Annotated in this window: 26 protein-coding genes and 1 other annotated feature (1 of these 27 cut by a window edge); of the genes, 23 read left to right on the top strand and 3 right to left on the bottom strand. The window is 37.3% G+C overall.

Annotation, left to right across the window (positions count from 1 at the left end):
• Window positions 1–89: a sequence feature (ribosomal protein L10 leader region), on the top strand; it begins 46 nt to the left of the window's first position.
• Between the two features lie 29 nt (window positions 90–118).
• From rplJ to BMX18_RS00800, 3 genes are all read left to right on the top strand, one after another.
• On the top strand, window positions 119–622 hold the full coding sequence (rplJ, locus tag BMX18_RS00810) for a 50S ribosomal protein L10 (protein WP_039696786.1): 504 nt from the start codon (window positions 119–121) through the stop codon (window positions 620–622).
• Between the two features lie 68 nt (window positions 623–690).
• On the top strand, window positions 691–1,059 hold the full coding sequence (gene rplL / locus BMX18_RS00805; RefSeq protein WP_004232036.1) for a 50S ribosomal protein L7/L12: 369 nt from the start codon (window positions 691–693) through the stop codon (window positions 1,057–1,059).
• Between the two features lie 124 nt (window positions 1,060–1,183).
• A complete protein-coding gene (locus tag BMX18_RS00800) occupies window positions 1,184–1,510 on the top strand; it encodes a DUF1648 domain-containing protein (RefSeq protein WP_093814637.1) in 327 nt (108 codons plus the stop codon).
• 31 nt (window positions 1,511–1,541) lie between these two features.
• Here BMX18_RS00800 and BMX18_RS00795 read toward each other — a convergent pair whose 3' ends face one another.
• The gene (locus BMX18_RS00795) at window positions 1,542–2,156 is read right to left on the bottom strand and encodes a TetR/AcrR family transcriptional regulator (protein WP_074602106.1); all 615 of its coding nucleotides are present in this window, start codon (window positions 2,154–2,156) and stop codon (window positions 1,542–1,544) included.
• Window positions 2,157–2,406: 250 nt separating this feature from the next.
• Between BMX18_RS00795 and BMX18_RS00790 the strand changes: the two genes are divergently transcribed.
• Window positions 2,407–2,592: a hypothetical protein gene (locus BMX18_RS00790; protein WP_006531287.1), complete on the top strand. Its 186-nt coding sequence runs from the start codon at window positions 2,407–2,409 to the stop codon at window positions 2,590–2,592.
• Between the two features lie 43 nt (window positions 2,593–2,635).
• Here BMX18_RS00790 and BMX18_RS00785 read toward each other — a convergent pair whose 3' ends face one another.
• The gene (locus tag BMX18_RS00785) at window positions 2,636–3,574 is read right to left on the bottom strand and encodes a polysaccharide deacetylase family protein (protein ID WP_074602104.1); all 939 of its coding nucleotides are present in this window, start codon (window positions 3,572–3,574) and stop codon (window positions 2,636–2,638) included.
• Window positions 3,575–3,794: 220 nt separating this feature from the next.
• On the opposite strand from BMX18_RS00785, the gene BMX18_RS00780 reads away from it, so the two are divergent.
• From BMX18_RS00780 to BMX18_RS00700, 17 genes are all read left to right on the top strand, one after another.
• The gene (locus BMX18_RS00780; protein ID WP_074560293.1) at window positions 3,795–5,081 is read left to right on the top strand and encodes a homoserine dehydrogenase; all 1,287 of its coding nucleotides are present in this window, start codon (window positions 3,795–3,797) and stop codon (window positions 5,079–5,081) included.
• Window positions 5,082–5,136: 55 nt separating this feature from the next.
• Window positions 5,137–6,003, top strand: coding sequence for a homoserine kinase (thrB, locus tag BMX18_RS00775; protein ID WP_093815143.1), 867 nt, complete (start codon window positions 5,137–5,139; stop codon window positions 6,001–6,003).
• Window positions 5,990–6,874: an EamA family transporter RarD gene (gene rarD / locus BMX18_RS00770; protein ID WP_093814635.1), complete on the top strand. Its 885-nt coding sequence runs from the start codon at window positions 5,990–5,992 to the stop codon at window positions 6,872–6,874. The genes thrB and rarD overlap by 14 nt, the downstream gene beginning before the upstream one ends.
• Window positions 6,875–6,886: 12 nt before the next feature.
• Window positions 6,887–8,605 carry an aminodeoxychorismate synthase component I gene (gene pabB / locus BMX18_RS00765; RefSeq protein WP_093814633.1) on the top strand — a complete coding sequence of 573 codons (1,719 nt, stop codon included), beginning with the start codon at window positions 6,887–6,889 and terminating at the stop codon, window positions 8,603–8,605.
• A gap of 180 nt (window positions 8,606–8,785) precedes the next feature.
• On the top strand, window positions 8,786–10,039 hold the full coding sequence (locus tag BMX18_RS00760) for a bifunctional folylpolyglutamate synthase/dihydrofolate synthase (protein ID WP_093814631.1): 1,254 nt from the start codon (window positions 8,786–8,788) through the stop codon (window positions 10,037–10,039).
• Between the two features lie 36 nt (window positions 10,040–10,075).
• The gene (gene folE / locus BMX18_RS00755) at window positions 10,076–10,639 is read left to right on the top strand and encodes a GTP cyclohydrolase I FolE (protein WP_093814629.1); all 564 of its coding nucleotides are present in this window, start codon (window positions 10,076–10,078) and stop codon (window positions 10,637–10,639) included.
• A gap of 34 nt (window positions 10,640–10,673) precedes the next feature.
• Entirely contained in the window at window positions 10,674–11,474 is an 801-nt protein-coding gene (gene folP, locus BMX18_RS00750; protein WP_074560286.1) for a dihydropteroate synthase, read from the top strand.
• 67 nt (window positions 11,475–11,541) lie between these two features.
• Complete coding sequence (gene folB, locus BMX18_RS00745; protein WP_093815141.1) at window positions 11,542–11,904, top strand: dihydroneopterin aldolase; 363 nt, start codon at window positions 11,542–11,544, stop codon at window positions 11,902–11,904.
• Window positions 11,901–12,380 carry a 2-amino-4-hydroxy-6-hydroxymethyldihydropteridine diphosphokinase gene (gene folK / locus BMX18_RS00740; RefSeq protein ID WP_074602091.1) on the top strand — a complete coding sequence of 160 codons (480 nt, stop codon included), beginning with the start codon at window positions 11,901–11,903 and terminating at the stop codon, window positions 12,378–12,380. The genes folB and folK overlap by 4 nt, the downstream gene beginning before the upstream one ends.
• Before the next feature lie 173 nt (window positions 12,381–12,553).
• Window positions 12,554–13,456 (top strand): UDP-N-acetylmuramate dehydrogenase, encoded by a 903-nt coding sequence (gene murB / locus BMX18_RS00735; protein ID WP_093814627.1) that lies wholly within the window; start codon window positions 12,554–12,556, stop codon window positions 13,454–13,456.
• Between the two features lie 27 nt (window positions 13,457–13,483).
• Window positions 13,484–14,635: an ABC transporter ATP-binding protein gene (locus BMX18_RS00730; protein WP_093814625.1), complete on the top strand. Its 1,152-nt coding sequence runs from the start codon at window positions 13,484–13,486 to the stop codon at window positions 14,633–14,635.
• Window positions 14,622–15,413: an ABC transporter permease gene (locus BMX18_RS00725; protein WP_006531059.1), complete on the top strand. Its 792-nt coding sequence runs from the start codon at window positions 14,622–14,624 to the stop codon at window positions 15,411–15,413. Before BMX18_RS00730 ends, BMX18_RS00725 begins: the two co-directional genes overlap by 14 nt.
• Entirely contained in the window at window positions 15,410–16,201 is a 792-nt protein-coding gene (locus BMX18_RS00720) for an ABC transporter permease (RefSeq protein WP_093814623.1), read from the top strand. The genes BMX18_RS00725 and BMX18_RS00720 overlap by 4 nt, the downstream gene beginning before the upstream one ends.
• The gene (locus BMX18_RS00715) at window positions 16,194–17,267 is read left to right on the top strand and encodes an ABC transporter substrate-binding protein (RefSeq protein WP_093814622.1); all 1,074 of its coding nucleotides are present in this window, start codon (window positions 16,194–16,196) and stop codon (window positions 17,265–17,267) included. Before BMX18_RS00720 ends, BMX18_RS00715 begins: the two co-directional genes overlap by 8 nt.
• 147 nt (window positions 17,268–17,414) lie before the next feature.
• Window positions 17,415–18,947, top strand: a complete 1,533-nt coding sequence (locus BMX18_RS00710) for a ClC family H(+)/Cl(-) exchange transporter (RefSeq protein ID WP_093814620.1) — start codon at window positions 17,415–17,417, stop codon at window positions 18,945–18,947.
• Window positions 18,948–19,147: 200 nt separating this feature from the next.
• The gene (gene licT / locus BMX18_RS00705) at window positions 19,148–19,987 is read left to right on the top strand and encodes a BglG family transcription antiterminator LicT (RefSeq protein WP_093814618.1); all 840 of its coding nucleotides are present in this window, start codon (window positions 19,148–19,150) and stop codon (window positions 19,985–19,987) included.
• Window positions 19,988–20,344: 357 nt separating this feature from the next.
• The gene (locus tag BMX18_RS00700; protein WP_074602081.1) at window positions 20,345–22,258 is read left to right on the top strand and encodes a beta-glucoside-specific PTS transporter subunit IIABC; all 1,914 of its coding nucleotides are present in this window, start codon (window positions 20,345–20,347) and stop codon (window positions 22,256–22,258) included.
• Between the two features lie 69 nt (window positions 22,259–22,327).
• Here BMX18_RS00700 and BMX18_RS00695 read toward each other — a convergent pair whose 3' ends face one another.
• Window positions 22,328–23,254, bottom strand: a complete 927-nt coding sequence (locus BMX18_RS00695) for an AraC family transcriptional regulator (protein WP_093814616.1) — start codon at window positions 23,252–23,254, stop codon at window positions 22,328–22,330.
• 449 nt (window positions 23,255–23,703) lie between these two features.
• Between BMX18_RS00695 and BMX18_RS00690 the strand changes: the two genes are divergently transcribed.
• Together BMX18_RS00690 and BMX18_RS00685 are read left to right on the top strand one after the other, a co-directional pair.
• Window positions 23,704–23,991, top strand: a complete 288-nt coding sequence (locus tag BMX18_RS00690) for a phasin family protein (protein WP_039696806.1) — start codon at window positions 23,704–23,706, stop codon at window positions 23,989–23,991.
• 16 nt (window positions 23,992–24,007) lie between these two features.
• Window positions 24,008–25,576, top strand: coding sequence for an ABC1 kinase family protein (locus tag BMX18_RS00685; RefSeq protein ID WP_093814614.1), 1,569 nt, complete (start codon window positions 24,008–24,010; stop codon window positions 25,574–25,576).
• Window positions 25,577–25,671: the final 95 nt, after the last annotated feature.

The raw sequence follows: 25,671 nt of genomic DNA, 5'->3' as shown, positions 1-25,671 counted from the left end.
AATATTCCTGCCGAGGCACAAAACGTAATGATGAAATAACGTATTTGTACTTTCGTGTCTAGGTTTAGGTGCGATTTTTTTTGTACCTAGCCCAAAAATAATAACGGAGGTAAAACTAATGAGTGAAGCAATTATTGCTAAAAAAGCTGAACAAGTTGATGCTGTTGCTGAAAAAATGAAAGCTGCTGCATCTATCGTTGTTGTTGATTCACGTGGTCTTACAGTTGAACAAGATACAGTTCTTCGTCGTAATCTTCGCGAAAACGGTGTTGAATTTAAAGTTATCAAAAATTCAATTTTGACTCGTGCAGCTGAAAAAGCAGGTCTTGACGGAATGAAAGATCTTTTCGTAGGACCATCTGCAGTAGCATTTTCTAACGAAGATGTTGTTGCACCAGCAAAAGTTCTTAGTGACTTTGCTAAAGATGCTGAAGCACTTGAAATCAAAGGTGGGGCAATCGAAGGCGCTGTATCTTCAAAAGAAGAAATCGCTGCTCTTGCATCATTGCCAAACCGCGAAGGACTTCTTTCTATGCTCCTTTCTGTACTTCAAGCGCCAGTTCGCAACGTTGCACTTGCTGTCAAAGCAGTTGCAGACAACAAAGAAGACGACGCTGCTTAATGCGTATGGTAGCCTAGGGCTACAAACAATTATCTAATAAAACATTAATATTTTTGGAGGAATCTACAATGGCATTGAACATTGAAAACATTATTGCTGAAATTAAAGAAGCTTCAATCCTTGAATTGAACGATCTTGTAAAAGCTATCGAAGAAGAATTTGGTGTAACTGCAGCTGCTCCTGTAGCTGTAGCTGCTGCTGGTGCTGCAGACGCTGGTGCTGCTAAAGACTCATTTGACGTTGAATTGACTTCAGCTGGTGACAAAAAAGTTGCTGTTATCAAAGCTGTACGTGAAGTTACAGGTCTTGGTCTTAAGGAAGCTAAAGCTCTTGTTGATGGTGCACCTGCTAACGTTAAAGAAGGCGTTGCTACTGCAGAAGCTGAAGAAATCAAAGCTAAACTTGAAGAAGCTGGAGCTTCAATCACTCTTAAATAATAGAGTAACTACTCAAGTAGCCTAATAAAACAGAACCACTAGTCATTGACTGGTGGTTTTTTTGTTGACAATTGTGAAGTGGAAGACTAAAATTTGAGTAACAGTACTTGCTAGGAGAAGTCAGATGAAGAGATTCTCGTTATATGTTAGATTGCTATATGGTGTTACATTTCTAGTAACTATCGCCTTAGTTTTGCTCTCACCAGAAGAAATTGCACTTCATTTTAATAATGGCTTAGTGGATGGTAAAGGAAGTAGAATTAATCTTTTTATTTATCCATTTCTTACTTTAATTCTTGGTGAAGCAGGAATTCTTTGGTCAAAATGGTATCGTAAAAAGACTAATCTGAGAAGTTACCCAATTCTCTTAGCAAGTGAAATCAAATTCATTCAAATCTTATCATTGATCGTGTTGATTTTCATTTTAGTCATGTTACATCAAGTGTTTTAATTTTACTAAAAAGATAAGAGCTCTGGAATTCTCAGAGCTCTTGTTTTTTTACTTGTTTGTTATTTTCTAAATGAGAATCTAGATTGAAGAACTTAGTTAATTTAATAATCAGTTGTTTAACATCTTGGGCGATTTCTTCAGGTTTCTCAGGTTCTTCCTTCCTAAGCCAATTTCGAAGGACGTTGTAATAACCTCCAGCGATAAATTCAACTGCATAGTTAATTTTGGCAACATCATCACTGTAAGCAAACCAGGGCAAGGTGATGCTGTCAAAGATTTTTCTGGTACGATTATCAAATCTTTGAAAGAAGAGGTCAAAATGTTGGTGTTTAATAAGGATTGAGAGGATCTTGCGCTTTCGGTACCAGAATTCTAGTGAGCTAGCAAGCATGTCATCAAAATTGTCAGATTGAGCGAAGTTTTGGCGCTCTCTTAAATACTCATCGATTACCTTTTCAAAATAGTAATTTAAGAGTTCTTGTTTATTAGCGAAGTGACGATAAAAGGTTCTTCTTGAAACTTGGGAGATTTCGAGAATTTCTTTAATTTTGATGTCTTCATAACTTTTGTCTTTCATCAGGCAGATGAGGGAATAAAATAGCCTGTCTTTTGTATCTTTTATTTGCTTAACTTTACCACATACCATAATAAAATCCTTTCTTTTTGAGCAAAATGGGGAATTGGATCTGAGTATTAGTTAAGGCTATTATAGCACTCTCTTATTGAAGTTAGGGAAAAGAACTGGATTCTAAAACGCTTTCCAAAAATGTAAACGTATCAAATTCATGAGATAGCCCTTTCAATGATAATGTAAATACTTATTGAAAAATTCATTGGTGATATGGACAGCGTATTCAAATTGTGTTATGATATGACGGTTAAAGGGAGAGTAAGTTATGCAGCAAAAGAAGAAAACATTTCCAATCATGTCATTGGTTTATTTGGTGATTTATCTAGTTGCCGTTTTTTATAATATTGAGCACCATCAAAAAGTTTTTGTTTATCTGTGGTCAGCCTTGTTTTTGGGAAATTTAGCTTATATCATTTATAGCTTGATCAAAATGTTTCGAAAAGCTAATTAATGATGATAATTGAGTACAAAAAAAGCCTTAAGCAAGGCTTTTTTTATTGATTAATACTTGCCATCAGGCTATCTGCGGTTGTCTCTGGTAAAATTCGAATTCTATCTAATGATAATAAACCGTCATTTTTATCAGCTATACCTTCATTAGTTGTGATGCCGAGTTTGTAGTTGAGCTCACCAGCAAGTTGAAGCGTAGTGTCTGAATAACGTCCAGCTGGGTAGGCGATTGTCATGGTATCTTGTGATAAATTGTCGTCAAGGTAGTTTTTCGCATCGGACATTTCAGATTTTTGTGTGTCGTCATCACTAGCAGATAAGTCTGGATGAGTAGAGGTATGACTTTGGAAGGACATACCCTGTTCTTTCATTTCAAGCATTTGGTCAAGACTAAGGTTGGCAGGGTTTCCAACGGTGCTGGTAATCACATTATTAGTTGCTTTAGCACCATATTTTTTCAAAATAGGGTAGGCATTATCGTAAAAATCCCATAAACTATCGTCAAAAGTTAACCAAATGATTTTTGCATTTCCGTTTGGAAGAACATTTTCTGTTAGAACTTTATATGCTTCTTCTGGGGTCAAGAAATAATACCCTTCATCAGCTAAGCGCTTGATGTGGCTTTCAAAGGTTGTTGGATCAACGATAAGGTTGGCATTTGATGCTTCTTCGGGTGCCATCACGTGAATGGCGTGATACATTAGAATTGGAAGAGAAACATCTGAATCTTGCTGAACCCAGTTAACGTCATCATTATCAGTAGTTTGATTGGTTGAACTTTCTTGAGTAAAAGGAGCAGTCGATGATGGCTTGCTTGATTTTGATGAGACTTGTTCAGTTTTTTCTGCTGATAAAATCGAGTGACTCTCTTTTAGTGTGAAAAAGAGCATGGCGCCAGCTATGATACAGGCTAAAAATAGAATAATATTGACGAGTATTAGTGATTTTTTGCTTTTTTTCTCGTGCTTGTGTCGTGTTTTCATGAAAATCTCCCTTGTAGACAAAAATCTGCTTTTATTGTACTACTTTTTTAGTACAGAATAAAGAATTTACCTTAAATTAGGGAAAGATTTTTAGACTTCTTTATTTTTCTGTAAATTCTGAATAATTTTATGGTATAATGTAGAAAATGTTTTTATTTTAGGAAGTGCTGGTTGAAAAAATCACTTTTCCGTTCGAAAATTACTTACTAAGGAGAAAAAAATGTCAATAAAAATTGCTTTGCTCGGTTTTGGTACAGTTGCTAGTGGTGTTCCTTTCCTTTTGAAAGAAAATCATTCAAAAATTACGGAAGCAGCTCATGACACCATTGAAATCGCTAAGGTTCTTGTCAAAGACGATGAAGAAAAAAATCGTTTGTTGGCTGCCGGAAATGATTATAATTTTGTTACAAACGTTGATGAGATTTTAAGTGATGATAGCATTGACATTGTTGTTGAGTTGATGGGACGTATCGAACCAGCTCGTACTTTCATCACAAAAGCTCTTGAAGCAGGTAAAAATGTTGTTTCAGCCAACAAAGATTTGATTGCTACTCATGGTAAAGAATTGATTGCGCTTGCTAAGGACAAAGGCGTTGCTTTCTATTATGAAGCGGCAGTAGCTGGTGGTATTCCAATCCTTCGTACACTAGCAAATTCACTTACTTCTGATAAAGTGACTCGTATTTTGGGTGTTCTTAACGGTACATCAAACTTCATGATGACTAAGATGGTTGATGAAGGTTGGACTTACGATGATGCTCTTAAGACAGCTCAAGAACTTGGTTATGCTGAAAGTGATCCAACAAATGACGTTGAAGGTATCGATGCTGCTTATAAAGCTGTTATCTTGAGTCAATTTGGATTTGGTATGACAATTGATTTTGACGATGTGGCTCACAAGGGTATCACAACAATCACACCTGATGATGTGGCGGTTGCTCAAAAACTTGGTTATGTGATTAAACTTGTCGGCGACGTCCGTGAAGTTGAATCAGGTATTTCAGCAGAAGTGTCACCAACATTCTTGCCAAAAGCTCACCCACTTGCTAGTGTAAATGACGTTATGAATGCTGTCTTTGTTGAATCTATCGGTATCGGTGAATCAATGTATTATGGACCAGGTGCTGGTCAAAAGCCAACAGCAACTTCTGTAACAGCTGATATTATCCGCATTTGCCGTCGTATTAAAGATGGTAATGTTGGTAAATCATTCAACGAATTTGCTCGTGAAACAAAAATGGCAAATCCTTCAGATGTGACAAGCCATTACTATTTTGCAATTAATACACCTGACAAAAAAGGTCAATTGCTTCGTTTAGCTGAAATCTTCAATTCTGAAAATATTTCATTTGAACAAGTACTTCAACAAAAAGCAAATGGTACTCGTGCGCGTGTGGTTATCATTACTCACTCAATGAGTAAGACACAATTGGCTGCGGTTACTGAAAAATTGGAAGCTGAAGAAGATTTCAAAGTTTTAAATACCCTTAAAGTATTGGGTGAATAAGAAACGATAAGTTTAAAGGTGAAAGGAAGGCTCATTTTTGAGCGATTATAGTGATATGAAAATTACAGTACCAGCAACTTCTGCTAATGTTGGACCTGGATTTGATTCTGTTGGTGTTGCGGTTTCTAAGTATTTGACAATCGAGGTTTTAGATGCTGCTAATAAATGGGAAGTTTTGCATGATTTGGGTGATGTTCCAAGTGATGAAACGAACCTTTTGATTACGACAGCTTTGCAAGTCAAATCAGATTTAAAACCACATCGTATTAAGATGGTATCTGATATTCCTTTAGCTCGTGGTTTGGGCTCATCATCATCAGTTATTGTCGCAGGTATTGAGTTAGCTAATCAATTGGCTGACTTGAACCTGTCAGATGATGAAAAGTTAACACTTGCGACTAAAATTGAAGGGCACCCAGATAACGTAGCGCCAGCTATTTTTGGAAATCTTGTGGTGTCATCATATGTTGATGGAAAAGTTAACAGTGCTGTTGCGACTTTCCCAGAGGCCTCATTTGTAGCTTTTATTCCAAATTATGAATTAAAGACAAGTGATAGTCGTAATGTACTTCCAGTTCAATTTTCTTACAAAGAAGCTGTTGCAGCCTCATCAATTGCCAATGTTGCGATTGCAGCTCTTTTGACAGGAGATTTGGAAAAAGCTGGAAAAGCGATTGAAGCAGACCTCTTCCATGAACGTTTCCGTCAGAAATTAGTAAAAGAATTTGCTCAGATTAAAGAAAAAGCACATCAAGCAGGTGCCTATGCGACTTATCTTTCTGGTGCTGGTCCAACAGTGATGGTTTTGGCGCCAAAAGAGCAAGAAAGCAAAGTTCTAGAGGCTGTTCAATCACTTGGCTTGGATGGTGAAGTAGTTGCTCTACATGTAGATACTAAAGGAGTTTTTGTTGAAAAAGACTAATTTAGGTTTTCTACTTGGTTTAGTAACATACATTTTGTGGGGCTTTTTGTCCCTTTATTGGAAATTACTTTCAGGTGTTAGTTCATATAACACCTTTTCTTATCGTATCATTTTCACAGTCATTACCATGTTAGTTTACATGCTGCTATCCAGAAATTACAAGCGTTATCAGAGTGAGATTGGTGGTTTGATAGCTGATAAGAAGAAGCTATTCATGATGATTTTGGCGAGCTTTTTGATTGCTATTAACTGGCTGACTTACATCTTTGCAGTTGCACATGGTCAAGCAACTCAGGCGAGTTTTGGTTATTATATTATGCCGCTTGTTTCCATTTTACTTGCTGTGATTTTCTTGCACGAAAGTTTAAGTCCGTGGATGCTTTTGGCAATTGCTATTGCAGGGTTTGGGGTTGGAATGTTAGCTTTTGACACTGGGCAAGTGCCACTGGTTTCGATTATTTTAGCTTTATCTTTTGGCTTATATGGCTTGGTTAAGAAAAATGTTCGACTCTCCAGTGATGTTGCTATGCTGGTTGAAAGTAGTCTGGTTTTGCCTTTTGTCATCATTTATTTGGTAGCTTTTAGTAAGGAAAGTATGCTTGATTATACTTTACTGGAAAATGTTTTGTTGGTAATTTCTGGTGTGGTGACAGCAATTCCTTTGCTTTTATTTGCAGAGGCAGTTAAGCGAGCACCTTTAAATATTATTGGCTTTATCCAATACATTAACCCAACGATTCAGTTGATTATTGCGGTTCTTATTTTTAAAGAAACAATAGCTGTAGGACAATTAAAAGGATTTATCTTTATCTGGATTGCCATTGCTGTCTTTATTTTAGGACAAGTTATTGTGATGCATAAAAATAAGTAGTTTGGAGCTAACATGCACAAAAAGACTGTTGTTGATTTTAAGGAATTAGGGCAACGTTTGATTTTTGAAAATCCCTTGATTGAGCTTTCTGCTAAGTCAGCAAAGGATGTTAAACTCATTTTGCAAGAGGTAGAGAATTACCAAATGCAAGGATATTATGTCATTGGTTATGTGAGTTATGAAGCTGCCCAAGCCTTTGATGAGAATTTTTCAGTTAAGACTCGTCCGCTCTCAGGTGAGTATTTGGCTTATTTTACGGTTCATCAAGAAGTTAAAAAAGAGCCTTTCCCGTGTCAATCTCAAAAAAATATTCAATTGCCAAAATCATGGCAATCAAGTACGACTAAAGGTGAGTATGAGAAAGCTATCGCTAGGATTAAAGAGGAAATCAGGCAAGGAAATACCTACCAAGTTAACTACACTTTGCAGTTATCTAGTTTGCTTGAGGAAGATGCTTTTACTTTATATAATCACTTAGTCATTGCTCAAGAAGCAGCTTACAATTGCTATATCGAACATGATGATTTTGCTATTTTGTCTGTTAGTCCAGAGCTGTTTTTTAAGAAAAAAGGAAATCGTTTGATAACGCGTCCGATGAAAGGAACGATTACTCGTGGTTATAGGACCAAAGAAGATTTGCAAAATAAAATCTGGCTGGCAAATGATAGTAAAAATCGTGCTGAAAACATGATGATTGTCGATTTGCTACGTAATGATATGGGACGCATCTCAGAAATCGGTAGCGTTAAGGTAACAAAACTTTGTGAGGTTGAACAATACTCAACAGTTTGGCAAATGACCTCAACCATTGAAAGTCAGTTGCAATCAGATAAAAGTCTTTTAGATATTTTTTCTGCCCTTTTTCCCTGTGGGTCAATTACTGGAGCTCCTAAGATTGCGACAATGGCGATTATCAATCAGCTAGAAAAGCAAGCTCGAGGCGTTTACTGCGGGACGATTGGGATTTGTCTGCCGAATGGAGATGCTATCTTTAATGTCGGTATCCGTACCATTCAAAAACTAGGTAATCAGGCTATTTATGGTGCTGGTGGCGGCATTACTTGGGGGAGTGCCTGTGATGATGAGTATAAAGAGGCTTGTGATAAGGCTGCGGTTTTATATCGCAATCAACCTGACTTTGACATACTCACAACCGCTAGGGTATCTCATAAGCAAGTGGTGGATTTAGACGAACACATCAAGCGTTTAAAAGAGTCGGCAAGGTATTTTGCTTACCCGTTCTCAAAAGAAGATTTTTTAGCAAAACTGTCTAAGCAACTTGAGGAGTTAGATGATGCTGACTATCGTTTGCGAATTTTAGTGAAGCAAACTGGTGCTATTCAGTTCCAGCTAGCAGAACTTAGAGACCTGCCAGAAAATTATCTGAAAGCTGAGCTAGTTCATCGCAGTGAGTCAATTGACAGTCCGTTTACTTATTTTAAGACGACCTATCGTCCGCATTTACAAAGTTTATCTGGTGAGTCTATCTTTATTTCTAATAAGGGTTATCTGCAGGAAACGACTATTGGTAATCTCATTTTAGAAATCGATGGAAAATGGTATACGCCCCCAGTTGACGTGGGAATTTTAGACGGCATTTGCAGGCAAAAATTAATTAAGGAAGGTCGCGTGTTTGAAGCATTTTTGACAAAAGATGATTTAAAGAAAGCTAGTCACATTTATGCTTGTAATAGTGTTCGTGGCGTTTATGAAATCACTTTGAATAAATAGCAAAGCTTCTTTTAGAAATCGTTTCTATCGACTTTCCTTGTGCTATAATAGAAGTGTTATTGTAATTTTATAAGAGAAAGGTATATGCGCTAAAAGCTTATCATTGAAAGATTTCGAGGTAAATGTCTCAATCTTATTTTTAATGTCAGCAACTTTTGGTCATAGTAGGACATTCATCAAATGGAATATCAAGAAGCTTTAGATTGGATTCATGGCAAGTTAAAATTTGGAATCAAACCTGGTTTAAAACGAATGGCTTGGATGCTTGAAGAACTTGACAATCCTCAGGAAAAGCTTGCCGCTGTCCACGTTGTTGGGACAAATGGTAAAGGATCAGTTACCAGCTATTTACAACACATTTTCTCACTAGCTGGTTATGAAGTTGGGACATTTACGTCACCATATATTGTTGATTTTCGTGAACGTATTAGCTTAAATGGGCAAATGATTTCTGAGGCTGATTTTCTTAAATTGGTAGAACGCGTTCGCCCTGTTGTTGAACGTTTATCTGTTGAAACTGACTTAGAACCAGCCACAGAATTTGAAGTTATTACTGTTTTAATGTTTGAATATTTTGGGCATATGCATCCAGTGGACATTGCGATTATTGAGGCTGGAATGGGTGGTCTTTACGACTCAACCAATATTTTCAAAGCGTTGGCAGTTCTTTGCCCGTCAATTGGCTTAGATCATCAGAATATTTTAGGACAGACTTATGCGGAAATAGCTGCGCAAAAAGCGGGTGTTTTAAAAGAAGGAGTTCCATTCATCTTTGCGACTGAGCGTGATGATGTTCGTCAAGTTTTTACTGAGAAGGCAAAAGCATGTCATAGCAGACTTTATGAATTTGGGAAGGATTTTTCTGCTTCAGAAAATGAAAACGGTTTTGATTATCATGGCAAAGAAAGACTTGAACAAGTTAGTTTAGCTATGCCTGGAAAACACCAAGTCAGCAACGCTAGTCTAGCTATTACAGCAGCCCTTCAATTGCGTGAACGTTATCCAAAAGTGACTAAAGAAATCATTAAAGCAGGTTTAGCCAAAACTCACTGGGTAGGTCGTACAGAATTGGTCTTCCCAAATGTCATGATTGACGGTGCTCATAACAACGAAAGTGTTCAAGCACTGATTAATGTTATGCAAAAGTATAAAGATAAGCATTTGCATATTTTATTTGCGGCCATTGATACTAAGCCAATTGATTCAATGCTTGACTTGCTTAGTCAATTAGCTGACGTGGATGTGACAACTTTTGTTTATCATAATGCACTGCCTTTGGAAAAATACCCAAGTCAATACCATAAAGTAGCCAATTGGCAAGATTGGCTTAAGCAGATTGATTTGGATAGTCAAGATGATTTTTATCTGATTACTGGCTCACTTTACTTCATTTCACAAGTGCGTCCTGTACTTTTGTCAAGACAGCAAAATTAAGCTATAATAGAAAAAATAAAAAGATTGGAAAATAAAATGGCAAATCAAGAAAAACTCGAAGCAGCAGTTTACCAACTCTTAGAAGCTCTAGGAGAAGATCCAAAACGTGAGGGCTTACTAGATACGCCTAAACGTGTTGCAAAAATGTATCAAGAGATGTTTTCAGGCTTGAATGAAGATCCTAAAGATCAATTTACAGCTATATTTACCGAAAATCATGATGAGGTTGTTCTCGTTAAAGATATTCCGTTTTACTCAATGTGTGAGCACCACTTGGTTCCTTTTTATGGAAAAGCTCATGTTGCTTATTTGCCAAGTGATGGTCGCGTTACAGGTCTTAGTAAATTAGCGCGTGCTGTTGAAGTAGCAAGTAAACGTCCGCAGTTGCAAGAACGTTTGACTGATCAAGTGGCTACAGCATTGGAAGAAGCTCTTCATCCAAAAGGCATTTTTGTCATGATTGAAGCAGAGCATATGTGCATGACAATGCGTGGCATTAAAAAACCTGGAAGTAAAACGGTGACAACTGTCGCTAAAGGGATTTTTAAAGAAGACCGCGAAGAACGTAAGGAAATCCTATCTTTGATTTTAGGAAAATAATCGCTTAAGGTATTGTATTACTAAGGAGATCATAATGAAAGTTGGTAAACATGACATTGATGGCAAAGCTTGTATCATGGGAGTTTTAAATGTCACTCCAGATTCTTTTTCTGATGGAGGTTCTTACACATCGGTTGAGAAAGCGCTTGAGCAAGCAGAGAAAATGATTGCTGAAGGGGCAAAAATTATCGATGTTGGTGGCGAATCGACACGACCAGGATACACTTTTGTGGAAGCAGCTGATGAGATTAATCGTGTTGTACCAGTTATTAAGGCTCTCAAGGAAAAATTTGATATCTTGGTCAGTATTGATACCTACAAAACAGAAACTGCGCGTGCTGCCTTAGAAGCAGGTGCAGATATTTTAAATGACGTTTGGGCAGGACTTTACGATGGGGAAATGCTTGCGCTTGCTGCTGAAAAAAACGTGCCAATTATTTTGATGCACAATCAAAAAGAAGAAAAGTATGACAATATTACCAAAGAAGTTTGTGACTTTTTAGCAGAACGTGCGCAAGCCGCATTGGACACTGGTGTTGCTAAAGAAAATATCTGGATTGATCCAGGATTTGGTTTTGCTAAAAATGAAGCACAAAACATTGAACTTTTGCAAGGTTTGGATGCTGTTTGTCAGCTTGGTTACCCAGTTCTATTTGGCATTTCTCGTAAACGCACAGTAGATTATCTGCTAGGAGGCGGGACAGCAGCTCTTGAGCGCGATATGGGAACAGCGGCACTGTCAGCTTGGGCAATTGCTAAAGGTTGTCAAATCGTCCGCGTGCATAATGTTGATCTCAATCGCGATATTGTTAAAGTGATTAGTCAACTCGTTTGAAAGGAGTAAGAGGAGAAGAAAGAGTTTGAGAAAAGTATCTCAGACTTTCTTCTTTGTTACCAATAATATGGATAAAATTCATTTAAAAGGATGCCGCTTTTACGGTTACCATGGTGCTTTTGCAGAAGAACAAACGTTAGGGCAAATTTTTGTTGTTGATTGTATCTTGTCTGTTGATTTGACAAAAGCATCGCAGTCTGATCGTTTAGAAGACACTGTTCATTATGGATTAGTCTTTGAAACTATCAAAAAGCAAGTTGAAGAAAATAAATACATTTTGATTGAACGTTTGGCTGGGGCAATTTGCCAGGACATTTTTGAACAGTTTCCGCCAGTTCAAGCAATTACTTTAAAAATTTCCAAAGAAAATCCGCCAATTAATGGGCACTATGATTCTGTTGGCATTGAGCTAGAACGGGAGAGAGTATGATTAGCGTTTATTTAAGTTTAGGCAGTAATATTGGTGACAAGAAAGCCTATCTTGAAGCGGCTCTTGAACGTCTAAATCAACTGCCACAAACATCACTTGCAGCTGTTTCTTCATTTTATGAAACAGCAGCTTGGGGTAAGACGGATCAAGATGATTTTTTGAACATTTGTTGTCAATTAGAGACAGAATTGGATGCTCAGCAATTATTGACAGAGTGCCAAGAAATTGAGAAGGATTTGCACCGTGTTCGCCATGAACATTGGGGACCTCGTACCATTGATATTGATATCCTTTTGTATGGTAGCGAGCATATCGCAACAGAAACCCTCAAGGTGCCGCATCCTTATATGACAGAGCGTGCTTTTGTTCTTGTACCGCTTTTTGAAATTGCTCCGTCGCTTAAGATTTATGGTAAATCTATTACATCTTATTTAAAAACATTAAATCTTGAAGAAGTGCGAAAACTTCAGTCTTAAATATCGTCAAAAGCTGATTTTTTTGTTATAATTAAGGTCGGCTTTATGCCGATTTTTTAGTAGATAATTGATCATTTGATCATAAATGAGCTAATAGTATTGATAAGGGTATTGGTTGATTTTAATCAAATGATAACTACAATTTTGATTAATAGTTTTAGAGTTGGAAGAAAATGTTAGAATTTTTAAATGATGAACTAAAAGGGATTGATATTCGAGTTAATGAACCCTTAAAAAAATATACTTACACGAAAGTGGGAGGTCCAGCGGACTATCTCGCTTTTCCACGTAATCGTTATGAATTAATTCGTATTGTTGAATTTGCTAATAAAAATGATATTCCATGGATGGTGCTTGGAAATGCTAGTAACATCATTGTTCGTGATGGTGGTATCCGTGGTTTTGTTATCATGTTTGATAAATTAAATACAGTCACAGTCAATGGCTATGTCATTGAAGCAGAAGCTGGTGCTAACTTGGTTGAAACAACACGTATCGCCAAATACCACAGTTTAACTGGTTTTGAATTTGCTTGTGGTATTCCAGGTAGCGTTGGTGGTGCTGTCTTCATGAACGCTGGTGCTTATGGCGGAGAAATTTCGCATGTCTTGGTATCAGCTCAAGTACTTACCAAAGAAGGTAAAGTTAAGACAATTGAAGCTCGTGACATGAAGTTTGGTTACCGTCATTCAGCGGTCCAAGATAGCGGTGATATTGTTATTTCAGCAAAATTCGCCCTTAAACCAGGTGATTATGTCTTGATTGAGCAAGAAATGGCACGTTTAACTCACTTACGTGAATTAAAACAACCCCTTGAATACCCATCATGTGGGTCAGTCTTCAAACGTCCAGTCGGACACTTTGCTGGACAATTAATCACAGAAGCAAATCTTAAGGGACATCGTATTGGTGGCGTTGAAGTTAGTAAAAAACACGCAGGCTTTATGGTAAATGTCGCTGACGGTACAGCTCAAGATTATGAAGATTTGATTGCCTACGTTATTGACACAGTTGAGAAAAATTCAGGCGTTCGTTTAGAGCGCGAAGTTCGCATTATCGGCGAGAAAAAAGTTTAAAGAAGCTCCATGGAGGTTTTATGAGAATTGACTAATCCAATTATTGCATTTAAAAACGTATCAAAAGTATTTGAAGATAACGGTACAGTTGTTTTAAAGGATATTAACTTTGAGTTAGAAGAAGGAAAATTTCACACCCTTCTTGGTGCTTCAGGTTCCGGAAAATCAACGATTTTAAATATCATTGCAGGGCTTTTACAGCCAACCACAGGTGATGTTTTCCTCGATGGAGAGCGTATCAATGATATTCCAATCAATAAACGTGATGTTCACACCGTTTTTCAAAATTATGCCCTTTTCCCTCACATGAATGTTTTTGAAAATGTCGCTTTTCCTCTAAAATTAAAAAAAGTCGATAAAAAAGAAATTGAACGACGAGTGGAAGAAGCTCTTAAAATGGTACGTTTGGCTGGTTTTGAGAATCGCCAGATTCAAAAGTTATCTGGTGGACAGCGTCAGCGTGTCGCGATTGCGCGTGCTATCATCAATGAACCGCGTGTGGTTTTGCTTGACGAACCTTTATCAGCCTTGGATTTGAAGTTGCGTACAGAAATGCAATACGAACTTCGTGAATTGCAACAACGTCTTGGTATTACCTTTGTCTTTGTTACACATGACCAAGAAGAAGCTTTGGCAATGTCAGACTGGATTTTCGTCATGAATGATGGTGAAATTGTACAATCAGGTACACCAGTAGATATTTATGACGAGCCAATTAATCACTTTGTGGCAACCTTCATCGGTGAATCAAATATCATTCCAGGTAAAATGATTGAAGACTATTTGGTTGAGTTTAACGGCAAACGTTTTGAAGCGGTTGACGGTGGTATGCGACCAAATGAAGCGGTTGAAGTGGTTATCCGTCCAGAAGATTTGCAAATCACAATGCCTGAAGAAGGTAAACTACGTGTGAAAGTCGATACCCAACTTTTCCGTGGGGTACACTATGAAATCATTGCTCACGATGAGCTTGGTAACGAATGGTTGATTCATTCAACACGTAAAGCCATCGAAGGGGAAGTCATTGGACTTGATTTCACACCAGAAGATATTCATATCATGCGCTTGAATGAAACAGAAGAAGAATTCGATGCGCGTCTTGAAGAATACGTTGAAATGGAAGAGCATGAAGATGGTTTGATTCATGCCATCGAGGAGGAGCGCAATGAAGAAAAATAATTTCTTCTCGATTCCATATATTTTATGGTTGATACTGTTTGTCATTGCTCCCGTCATTTTGATTTTATGGCAGTCATTCTTTGATATCCAAGGACATTTTACCTTGGATAATTACAAGACTTTCTTTAGTTCTTGGACTTATCTTCGAATGAGTTTTAATTCGATTTTATATGCTGCCATCATTACCCTTGTGACCTTGTTGATTTCTTACCCAACAGCATATTTTTTGACACAGCTTAAGCATAAGCAGTTGTGGTTGATGCTTGTGGTTTTACCAACTTGGATTAATCTCTTGTTAAAAGCTTACGCTTTTATGGGGATTTTTGGACAACATGGTGGCGTTAACGCCTTCTTATCATTTGTCGGTATTGGTCCAAAACAAATTTTATTCACAGATTTTTCATTTATCTTTGTTGCTTCTTACATTGAAATTCCATTTATGATTCTACCGATTTTCAATGCGCTTGATGATATTGATACAAATCTCATCAATGCGAGCCATGATTTAGGCGGAAATGGCTTCCAAACCTTTACAAAGGTTGTCTTTCCTTTATCACTAAATGGTGTGAGAAGTGGGGTACAATCAGTCTTTATCCCAAGCCTTAGCTTGTTCATGTTGACTCGTTTGATTGGCGGTAACCGTGTGATTACACTGGGGACAGCAATTGAGCAGCACTTCTTGACAACACAAAACTGGGGAATGGGTTCAACCATTGGTGTGATTTTAATCATGGCAATGCTTGTGATTATGTGGATGACTAAGGAGAGACGAAAATGAAAAAATTTGCGAATTTATATCTAGCTTTAGTCTTTGTTATTCTTTACATTCCAATCGCTTATCTGATTTTCTATTCCTTTAATCAAGGTGGCGATATGAATGGTTTCACTGGATTTACCCTAGAACACTATTCAGAAATGTTTGCGGATAGTCGCTTGATGCTTATCTTGATTCAGACATTTTTCCTAGCCTTTTTAAGTTCAATTCTGGCGACAGTGATTGGGACTTTTGGAGCTATTTTCATCTACCAAGCTCGTCGTAAACACCAGCAATCCATTCTATCAATGAATAATATTTTGATGGTGGCACCTGATGTTATGATTGGTGCAAGCTTTTTGATTCTTTTTACGCGTTTGGCGGGTATTTTCCATTTTAATCTTGGATTTATGACAGTTTTGCTTAGTCATATTGCCTTTTCAATTCCAATTGTGGTGCTTATGGTCTTGCCACGACTTAAGGAAATGAATGACGATATGATTAATGCTGCCTATGATTTGGGTGCAACACCTTGGCAAATGTTAAAAGAAGTCATGTTGCCATATTTGACACCTGGTATCATTTCAGGATTCTTTATGGCATTCACTTATTCCCTTGATGACTTTGCGGTAACTTTCTTTGTTACAGGAAATGGTTTCTCAACTCTTTCTGTTGAAATTTACTCGCGTGCACGAAGAGGAATATCACTTGAGATTAATGCTCTTTCAACCATTGTCTTCATCTTTAGTATCTTGCTTGTAATTGGTTATTACTTTATTTCACAAGATAAGAAGGGAGAAAACAATGCGTAAATTATACACATTTTTCCTAGGGCTTGTTGCGGTAACATTGATTCTATTTGGTGTTTCGGTTTATATGCAAAAAACATCAAGTTCATCAAGTCAATCTGATAAATTAGTCATTTACAACTGGGGAGATTATATCGATCCAGAGTTGATTACAAAATTCACCAAAGAAACAGGTATCGAGGTTCAGTACGAAACCTTTGACTCTAATGAATCAATGTATACCAAGATTAAGCAAGGTGGAACAACTTACGACATCACCGTGCCGTCAGATTACATGATTGATAAGATGAGAAAAGAACATTTGCTCATCAAACTAGATAAATCTCAAATCAAAGGCTTAGATAACATCGGTTCAAAATTCATGGGCATGAGTTTTGATAAGCATAATGATTATTCAGTCCCATATTTCTGGGGAACACTTGGCATCGTCTATAATGATACTATGGTTGATAAAGCGCCAGAACATTGGTCAGATTTATGGAAACAAGAATACAAGAATGACATCATGTTAGTTGATGGCGCTCGTGAGGCAATGGGAATCGGTCTTGGAACTCTTGGCTACAGCCTAAATACTAAATCGATGACTGAGCTAAATGCCGCTTCAAAGAAACTTGATGACCTAACACCAAATATCAAAGCTATTGTCGGTGACGAGATGAAAGGTTACATGATTAATGACGATGCTGCGATTGGAGTCACATTCTCAGGTGAAGCGAGCGAGATGCTTAATTCAAATGATCACCTTCACTACGTGGTTCCTAGCGAAGGCTCTAACCTTTGGTTTGACAACTTAGTGATTCCAAAAACAGCTAAGCACATTAAAGAAGCTTACGCCTTTATCAACTTCATGTTGCAGCCTGAAAACGCTGCGCAAAATGCAGAATACATCGGCTATGCCACACCAAATACAGAAGCCAAGAAACTTTTGCCAAATGACATTAAAGAAAATAAAGCTTTCTATCCATCTGAAGAGACCTTTAACCATTTGGAAGTTTATGATAACCTCGGCCAAAAATGGCTTGGTATTTATAACGACTTATACTTACAATTTAAAATGTATCGCAAATGATACCAAGAGAGTTTGGAAGAATTTCCAAGCTCTTTTTAAATGTGCTCGAAATCAGTTTTAAGATTTGATAAAATAGTAATGAGTTATTTTTTGAAAAATAGTTGAAACTAATATGATATTTTCAATTTGATTAGATAGGAGTTTTAAATGGAAAGTTATCGTAGAGAGTACGAGTTTTCGCTATCCTCAATCCTTAGCTTTGTGTGGCGTGGTGTTATTGTAGGATGTGTTTCCGGAAGCGTGGTCAGTCTTTTTCGACTCTTGATTGCTAAGATTTTCGCGCAAGTGGTCAAGTGTTATCAACTCTCGCATGAAAATCCAGCTTTACTAGGTTTGATTTTACTAGTGAGTGTGATTGTTGTCATTGCTATCGGATTTTTGGTTAAATCTGATCCAGATATTAAAGGCTCTGGGATTCCTCACGTCGAAGGAGAGTTGAAAGGCTTACTTCATCCTGATTGGTGGTCTGTTCTTTGGAAAAAATTCATCGGTGGTGTCCTAGCCATTTCAATGGGATTCATGCTAGGACGTGAAGGTCCAAGTATTCAACTTGGGGCAATGGCTGGAAAAGGTGTAGCGAAATCATTGAAAGCACAGCGCATGGAGCAACGTGTCTTGATTGCTAGTGGTGCAGCAGCAGGTTTGTCAGCTGCCTTTAATGCTCCAATTGCAGGTCTTCTTTTTGTTGTTGAAGAAATCTATCATCAATTTTCACGTTTGGTTTGGATTTCAGCCCTGGTTGCAAGCTTGGTTGCCAACTTTATTTCGTTAAATATCTTTGGTTTAACACCAGTCCTTGCCATGCCAAGTGACCTTGCTATTTTACCTTTACATCACTATTGGTTGCTTTTGCTTTTAGGGGCATTTTTAGGTGTGATGGGATACCTTTACGAAAAAGTAACCTTGAATGCGAATCTTTTTTATGACTTTTTAGGTAAAATTTGTCACATTCCAAATTATTTTTATGGTATTTTTGCGGCTATCTTGATTCTGCCAATTGGTTATTTCTACCCACAATTATTAGGTGGAGGAAATGGCTTGATTACGTCACTATCGACTAGTCATTTGACTTTTGCAGTGGTTTGCTTATACTTTCTTATCCGCTTTGTTTGGAGTACGTTTAGTTATGCCAGTGGTTTACCGGGCGGGATTTTCCTTCCAATTTTGACTTTGGGGGCATTATTAGGCTTTGGTTTTGGTCTAGGCATGTACCAAATTGGCTTTATTGGCACATCAGTCCTTGTTAATTTTCTCGTTCTTGGTATGGCTGGTTATTTTGGGGCTATTTCAAAAGCTCCGCTGACTGCCATTATTTTGGTAACAGAAATGGTAGGAGATTTCCGACAATTAATGACTATTGCAGTCGTTACTTTAGTAGCTTATATTGTCATGGACCTTCTAAAAGGTGAGCCAATCTATGAAGCTATGTTGGCAAATTTATCCATTCCAAAAGACCGTGAAGTTATTGAACCAACGCTTATTGAGTTAACCGTGTCAGATAAAATCGCTGGCAAACGTGTTCGCGATTTGACTCTCCCTAAAAATGTTTTGATTACAACACAGATTCATCGCAAGAAATCAGAAGTGGTTTGCGGAAGCACTGTTTTAAATGCTGGTGATACAATTTTCTTGGTGGTTAATGAACCAGAAATTGGAAAAATTCGCAAATTATTGATGTAAATATGTCAATAAAATATTTTTGTATCCCCTTTCATTTTAAGGGGATTTTTGGTAAAATGGATACTAGTAAGAGGATTGTTACTGGTTAAGCAGGCAAAACCTAGTGTGCATAGAAAGCATTTGTGCGTAAAAACACAGTGCATTTTGTGTACGCTAGTTTTGCCTTTTCTTTCCGAATTTTTTTGAGGGAGTAGTAGATAATGAGGATAGAAAAAGTCTATAATAACAATGTTGTTTTGGCTAAGGGGGATGAGGGAGAAGAGATCATCGTCATGGGGAGAGGACTTGGTTTTCAAAAGAAATCAGGTGACGAGATTGATACTTCTTTAGTTGAAAAAACATTTGTTATGCAAGATAGCTCTGCTACACATGAGTTAACGCGTGTTTATATTGACTTGTCACCAATAGAGACAGAGGTTGTTCTTGATATTATCAAGCATGGTCAAGAGGTTTTGGAGACTAATTTTGATACAGCTTTTTATATTGCCCTTGCAGATCATTTGCATTACACACTTCAGCGAAGTCGTGAAAACATCATTGTGCAAAATCCTTTGTCTTGGGAGATTCGTAAATTTTTTCCAAAGGAGTATCAGCTTGGTCGTGATGCCCTTAAGATTGTCTTTGAAAAGCTAGGTGTTATTCTGCCTGATGATGAGGTTTCATCAATTGCGCTTCATTTTATCAATGCTCAGAAAGACTCTGGTTTGGTTAAGCAAAGCTATCAAATTTCAAAGATTGTGACAGATATTTTAGGGATTGTTCGTTTAATTTACGGAAAAGTTTCTGATGAAGATTCTGTCAGCTATAATCGTTTTGTGACTCATATTCAGTATTTTGCACAACGTGTCGTCAATGGTGTGGTGCAAGGTAAAAATGACAGCTTTTTGTATGAACAAGTGAAGCTAAATTACCCAGAAGCTTTTTCTTGCTCTGAAAAAATCAAGAATTATATCGAAAGCTCACACAATTTTCCGATGAGTCGTGATGAGCAAGTCTATATCACCATTCACATTCAACGACTGGAAACAAGTAGTAATTAATCATTAAGAATCTTCTCGACTAAGGTCGGGAGGATTTTTTTATAAAAAAATCATGTGTGAAATTTTTTTGAAAACTTATGAAAGGTGTGGTAATTTCAAGTCTTGAAAGGTGGTCAGTTTTCAGAGATAAATGAAAATGTCAAAAAGTGTAGTAAAATACCATAAAAGCGCTTGCAAAAAATGTAAGCGCATGCTATACTATGAATTGTTAAAAGGATTGTTACTGATAAGCAGGCAAAACCTAAATAAATACAAGATAGTTTTGGCGTTACCGCTGATGTGGGCGCAGAAAATTGTTTAGTATTTATTTAGGTTTTTTCTGTTGTTAGGAAAGAACATTAAGAAAGGAGCCAGCTTATGGCTAAAGATTATACTGAATTGGCACAAGATATTGTTGCTCACGTCGGTGGAAAAGACAATATCATCAAATTAGTTCACTGTGTGACTCGCTTACGTTTCACCTTAAAAGATGAAAGTAAAGCAGATGATGATTACCTCAAACAACGAGATGGTATTGTGACTGTAGTCAAAGCAGGTGGACAATACCAAGTAGTTATCGGAAATCATGTCCCAGATGTCTACGATACGGTTTTGAAAGTTGCCGGTATCCAAGGTGAAGGTGGTATTGATGTTAATGAAGGAGATGTTCCTCAAGGAAATCTCTTTGACCAATTCATCGCTTTGGTTTCTGGACTTTTCCAACCAATGCTAGGAGCTCTTTCTGCTGCTGGTATGATTAAAGGTTTGGTTGCTATTTTAGCAGCAGTAGGAGTGAAGGAAACGAGCGGTCTTTACGTTATCTTAAATGCCGCTGGTGATGGTTTCTTCCAATTCTTACCAGTTATCTTGGCATTAACAGCAGCAAAACGTTTCAAAATGGAACAATTCACTGCTTTAGCACTAAGCTTTGCTTTGGTTTATCCTGACATTGCCGCAAGTTTTGCAAATGGGAAAGTTGATTTCTTAGGACTTCCAGTTATCTTCCCATCATCAAGCTATCTTCAAACAGTTCTTCCAATTATCTTGACTGTTTGGGTTGGTTCAAAAATTGAAAAATTCTTCAAGAAAATCATTCCAGATGTGGTTAAGGTCTTCATCGTTCCATTCTTTGTTATCTTAATCACTGTTCCACTTGCTTACTTGGCAATCGGTCCTGTTATGAACTGGGCATCTAACCTTATCGGTGTTATCTTTACAAATATTTACAACTTTAGCCCAATTGTCTTTGGTATTTTACTTGGTGCTTTGTGGCAAGTTCTTGTTATGTTTGGTCTTCACTGGGGTCTTGTTCCAATTGCAATCTTGGATTTCTCTACTAAAGGATGGAGTACATTACTTGTTGCTTCAACAGCTATCTGTTTTGCTCAAGCAGGTGCGCTTCTCAACATCTTCCTTCGTACAAAAGAAGATAAAGTAAAACAATTGACTATCCCAGCTTTTATTTCAGCTCTCTTTGGGGTTACTGAACCAGCTATTTATGGTATTACACTTCCAATGCGCACACCATTTATCATGACATGTGTGGCTGGAGCAATTCAAGGGGCATTTCTAAGTTTCTTTAACACAACAAGCTACACAATGGGTGGTATGGGACTCTTTGCAATTCCTTCATACATCACTCCAAAACATGTTCCAGCAGGAGCAAGTTCAGATTTGAACAACGTTTGGTATTTCCTTGTTTCAATTGTGATGTCATTTGTACTCGGATTTGTATTGACTCAATTGACTAAAATTCCTTACCTTTACGGTGGACCAGATGTTAAACCTGTAACTGATGACACAGCAGCTCAACCTGTAACTGAACTTAAAGAATTAAAACAAGAAATTATTGCAAGCCCAATGATTGGTCAAGTTGTTAAACTTGAAAATGTTCCTGATGAAGTGTTTGCGACAGGAGCAATGGGAAAAGGGATTGCCATCGATCCAGCCGATGGAACAGTAGTTGCTCCAGCTGCCGGTGAAATTACACTTGTCTTCCCAACTGGACATGCTATCGGTATGCGTACTGAAAACGGCGCTGAAATCTTGATTCACGTTGGTATGGATACCGTGTCACTTGCTGGTAAAGGCTTCAATACCTTTGTACAAGTTGGTGACAAAGTTGACGCTGGTCAAAAATTACTAGAGTTTGATTTGGCAACTATTCGTGATGCTAACCTACCGGTTATCTCACCAGTGATTGTTACTAATTCAACAGAATTTGAAGATGTCCTTACAACACAAGATGCACGTGTTAACATTGGTGACTATCTTCTCACAACATTAGCTTAATAAAAAAGAACGCTTTAAGCGTTCTTTTTTTGTGTTCAAGCATAAGAAAAAGCTGAGGTTAGTCAGCTTTTAATGAGATTTTCTAGCAGGGTTGATTAAGACACGACTTTCTTTTCGTTTACTGAATTGTTTGCGGTATTGACTTGGTGTTAATTCATAGTAACGTTTAAATTGTCGGTTGAAATTTGACAAGTTATTAAAACCAACAGCCGTAGCAATTTCAAGAACAGGATTTGAGGTGTTAATCAACATATCACAAGCCTTGTTCAGACGAACTTGAATGATGAATTCCGTACAAGAGCTTCCAGTATGTTGTTTAAAGACCGCCATAAAGTGTGTTTTACTATATCCCATGAATTGAGAAAGGTAATCAATAGAGAGGTTCTTTTGATAATTGTTATTAATGAAGTCAATCAATTCACGAATCTGTTCATTTTTACGATAAGTATCATCAGTGTTCTTGCGAAGAACGTAACGATAGTAAAAGAGCAAATATAGGAATTCATTGAGTTTTGATTTGAGTAGCAGTTCAAAATGACGTCCTTCGTTTTTTGAAAGCTCAAAAATCGTGAAGAGGCACTCTTTGATTTCTTCATAACCTTCCATTCCTGGTTGAATACGCGGAACAAATTTATAAAGGCTAGTTTGCAAAGGTTGCAAGTATCGAAGACTAACTTGGTCAACGATGGAATATCCAATCATGTCTAAGTGAAAGCGAAAAGTATCAGTGACATGTTTCTGGTTTTCTAATGGGTGAATAGAGTGCATACCATTTGGTCGTATGAGGATAATATCACCCGCTTGACTATTAAAGTAATCGTAATCGATGTGAAAACGAGCGGAACCTTCATAAATATAATTGATTTCAACTTCTGGATGCCAGTGGAAAAGGATGTCAGGACGGCCGTTTTCAACCACTGTACTGTAATAATCATAAGGTAGAAGGTGCTTGCTTTCATCTATTTTTATTTCGTGAGCTGGATCTGCTTGTTTCATATAATACCCCTTCTAATCATAACATAGTATTAACTACTCTTTTATTATAGCAGAATAATCCGAAAAATGGAAGCGTATTCTAGAAAAGGGTTTCATAAAAATTTTCAAGACTATATCATATAAAAGTATTATAAATGAGAAGAATAGTGTTAGAATCATTTTTGCTAGCTGATTATAATAAGGGTATAAAATCACTTAGCGAGACCTCTTTTTTGATCGTGCTAGCAAGTGGTTTTAGAGTCTATGAGACACAATTGTTTACATTTTTTGAAAGAGCTCCGCATGACAAATTAATCTCCTTTGTTAGCTGCGGAGCTTTTTAATTTATCAGTTTTCTAGTATAAGAAACTTTCATGAAACGACTGTTTCTTTTAGATATTTTATCTCAAAAGTAGTAGAATGAAAGGGTAAACATAATGTTAATTTAGTCATTCAAGGAGGAATTAATCATGGAAGAATTGAAAAAAGTTCTCTTAGCCGGTATTGGTTTGACGTCTATGACTTTGGAAAAAGCTGATGCTTTTGTAAAAGAGTTAGTCGAAAAAGGACGCCTCACTGTTGACGAAGGAAAAGAATTGCACTCTGAACTAAAACGTCGAAGTGAAGACGAAGCACAAGCTTTTTTAGATCAATTAAATGCTAAAACAAAACCTGTTCAATATGCTACCAAAGAAGATGTTTCTCGTCTTGAAGACAAAATTGACGCGCTTTTGAAGAAGTCAAATATCTTAAATTAGAAATTATTGGTGGGTTATGTCAGGTAGACGCTTAAGAGAAATCATCGGTGCCTTTAGTTCAGTTGGGTTAACCTCTTTAATCGAAAAAGGAAAAGCAGCAGAAGATAAATCAACGCCTCGCAAGCTTCGCTTAGCGTTTGAAAAATTAGGACCAAGTTTTGTTAAAATTGGTCAGATCCTTTCGACAAGAAGTGATATTTTCCCAGAAGTTTATGTTAGAGAATTAAGCAAGTTACAGAGTAATGTACTTCCTCTTCCAACGGAATCAGTCATGGAAGCCATTGAGGCTGAGCTTACTGGTCCTGTTTCCGCTTATTTTTCTGAAATCAGACCTGAGCCACTAGCTAGTGGCTCAGTTGCTCAGACGCATCGTGCTCAATTGCTAAATGGGAAAGATGTTATTATCAAAATTCAACGCCCAAATTTGCCAGAAATTATCGAGGAAGACTTGACACTTTTGATTCGTCTTTCAAGACGTATCCCGAAGGCATTTCTTCCAATGGTGGACTTACCAGAGGTTTTGCAGCAAATCAAAGAAAGCTTGACGCGTGAAATTGATTTTCGCAATGAAGCTCAAGCTATGATTACCTTTGCTGAATTGAATCAATCAAGTAAATGTATTGCTAGTCCAGAAGTCTATGATGAGTTCACGACACCACGATTGATTGTTGAAGATTATGTCTCAGGGATTCCAATCAATCACTATGATGAGTTAATTAAGGCGGGTTATGACCTTGAAGATATCGGTCGAAAACTCATGCTTAGCTTCATTAAGCAAGTCTTTAAAGATGGCTTTTTCCATGGCGACCCTCATCCAGGTAATCTTTTTATCTCAGACGGTAAGATTTATTTTATTGATTTTGGGATTATGGGAAAACTTGATAATGGCATGCGCGTGGCCTTAAATGATATTCTTTATAGCTTTACAGCACAAGACGTCGAAGGTATGATGAAAGGCATTTTGTCTGTCACAAGTTTCGACACGTCCATGAACAAGTCAGCGCTTGCACAAGACGTAGAGCGCATGTTGGCTAAATATTCTAGCCTAGATATCGGTGTCTTGTCTATCACAGATTTGATTGAGGATTTGTTAAATGTCTTTGTCAAAAATGGACTCAAAGCATCTCCACAGATTACCATTTTAGAAAAAGCTGCTCTGCAAATTGAAGGCATTTTCCGTGAATTAGCTCCAGAAGTTGACCTCATGACCCTTGCTAAGAATTATTTCCTAGAAAATATGGGACCTGACATGCTTAAGCAAGCTTTGAACAAAGAAACCTTGCTTATTGAGCTCTTTTACCAGCTTAAAAATGGTAAGAATATCCCGCGTCGTCTCAATCAACTCTTGGAACAAGTCTTAAATGGACGTATTTTAGTTAACCATGATTTATACGATTACACCAACCGTATTAAGTTTTTTAATCGTGTGGTTAACCGCTTCGTTTTGAGTTTGCTCTTTTTTGCCGTATTGATAAGTGCGACGATTTTGAGTTTTAATCAAAACTTAGAAATCCTATCAAATGGCCTTTTTGTCGTGGCTTTGTTGCTCTTTTTGTGGGACCTAGTCCTCATTCTCAAAAAATAAAAAGGAAACAAGATAGAAGGAATTTCCTAATGACTTAGGAAATTTTTTCTATTTTTATTTTTGTAACCGCTTGCTATAATGACAGTGTATTAAAC

The sequence above is a fragment of the Streptococcus sp. 45 genome, from assembly GCF_900108865.1.
In the GTDB taxonomy this organism is placed as follows: Bacteria; Bacillota; Bacilli; order Lactobacillales; family Streptococcaceae; genus Streptococcus; species Streptococcus ruminicola.
The sequence above is the reverse complement of the archived record's forward strand: the minus strand, read 5'-3'. Positions and strand labels throughout refer to the sequence as shown.

Excerpts from the sequence above, each read along its gene's own strand:
- BMX18_RS00800 (WP_093814637.1), top strand. The coding sequence starts at position 1,184 with ATGAAGAGATTCTCGTTATATGTTAGATTGCTATATGGTGTTACATTT.
- BMX18_RS00710 (WP_093814620.1), top strand. The coding sequence starts at position 17,415 with ATGGAAAGTTATCGTAGAGAGTACGAGTTTTCGCTATCCTCAATCCTT.
- folK (WP_074602091.1), top strand. The coding sequence starts at position 11,901 with ATGATTAGCGTTTATTTAAGTTTAGGCAGTAATATTGGTGACAAGAAA.
- BMX18_RS00685 (WP_093814614.1), top strand. The coding sequence starts at position 24,008 with ATGTCAGGTAGACGCTTAAGAGAAATCATCGGTGCCTTTAGTTCAGTT.
- BMX18_RS00795 (WP_074602106.1), bottom strand. The coding sequence starts at position 2,156 with ATGGTATGTGGTAAAGTTAAGCAAATAAAAGATACAAAAGACAGGCTA.
- rplL (WP_004232036.1), top strand. The coding sequence starts at position 691 with ATGGCATTGAACATTGAAAACATTATTGCTGAAATTAAAGAAGCTTCA.
- BMX18_RS00715 (WP_093814622.1), top strand. The coding sequence starts at position 16,194 with ATGCGTAAATTATACACATTTTTCCTAGGGCTTGTTGCGGTAACATTG.
- folE (WP_093814629.1), top strand. The coding sequence starts at position 10,076 with ATGGCAAATCAAGAAAAACTCGAAGCAGCAGTTTACCAACTCTTAGAA.
- folB (WP_093815141.1), top strand. The coding sequence starts at position 11,542 with ATGGATAAAATTCATTTAAAAGGATGCCGCTTTTACGGTTACCATGGT.
- thrB (WP_093815143.1), top strand. The coding sequence starts at position 5,137 with ATGAAAATTACAGTACCAGCAACTTCTGCTAATGTTGGACCTGGATTT.
- BMX18_RS00760 (WP_093814631.1), top strand. The coding sequence starts at position 8,786 with ATGGAATATCAAGAAGCTTTAGATTGGATTCATGGCAAGTTAAAATTT.
- pabB (WP_093814633.1), top strand. The coding sequence starts at position 6,887 with ATGCACAAAAAGACTGTTGTTGATTTTAAGGAATTAGGGCAACGTTTG.
- BMX18_RS00700 (WP_074602081.1), top strand. The coding sequence starts at position 20,345 with ATGGCTAAAGATTATACTGAATTGGCACAAGATATTGTTGCTCACGTC.
- BMX18_RS00725 (WP_006531059.1), top strand. The coding sequence starts at position 14,622 with ATGAAGAAAAATAATTTCTTCTCGATTCCATATATTTTATGGTTGATA.
- BMX18_RS00785 (WP_074602104.1), bottom strand. The coding sequence starts at position 3,574 with ATGAAAACACGACACAAGCACGAGAAAAAAAGCAAAAAATCACTAATA.
- BMX18_RS00695 (WP_093814616.1), bottom strand. The coding sequence starts at position 23,254 with ATGAAACAAGCAGATCCAGCTCACGAAATAAAAATAGATGAAAGCAAG.
- folP (WP_074560286.1), top strand. The coding sequence starts at position 10,674 with ATGAAAGTTGGTAAACATGACATTGATGGCAAAGCTTGTATCATGGGA.
- BMX18_RS00720 (WP_093814623.1), top strand. The coding sequence starts at position 15,410 with ATGAAAAAATTTGCGAATTTATATCTAGCTTTAGTCTTTGTTATTCTT.
- rplJ (WP_039696786.1), top strand. The coding sequence starts at position 119 with ATGAGTGAAGCAATTATTGCTAAAAAAGCTGAACAAGTTGATGCTGTT.
- licT (WP_093814618.1), top strand. The coding sequence starts at position 19,148 with ATGAGGATAGAAAAAGTCTATAATAACAATGTTGTTTTGGCTAAGGGG.
- BMX18_RS00780 (WP_074560293.1), top strand. The coding sequence starts at position 3,795 with ATGTCAATAAAAATTGCTTTGCTCGGTTTTGGTACAGTTGCTAGTGGT.
- BMX18_RS00690 (WP_039696806.1), top strand. The coding sequence starts at position 23,704 with ATGGAAGAATTGAAAAAAGTTCTCTTAGCCGGTATTGGTTTGACGTCT.
- BMX18_RS00790 (WP_006531287.1), top strand. The coding sequence starts at position 2,407 with ATGCAGCAAAAGAAGAAAACATTTCCAATCATGTCATTGGTTTATTTG.
- murB (WP_093814627.1), top strand. The coding sequence starts at position 12,554 with ATGTTAGAATTTTTAAATGATGAACTAAAAGGGATTGATATTCGAGTT.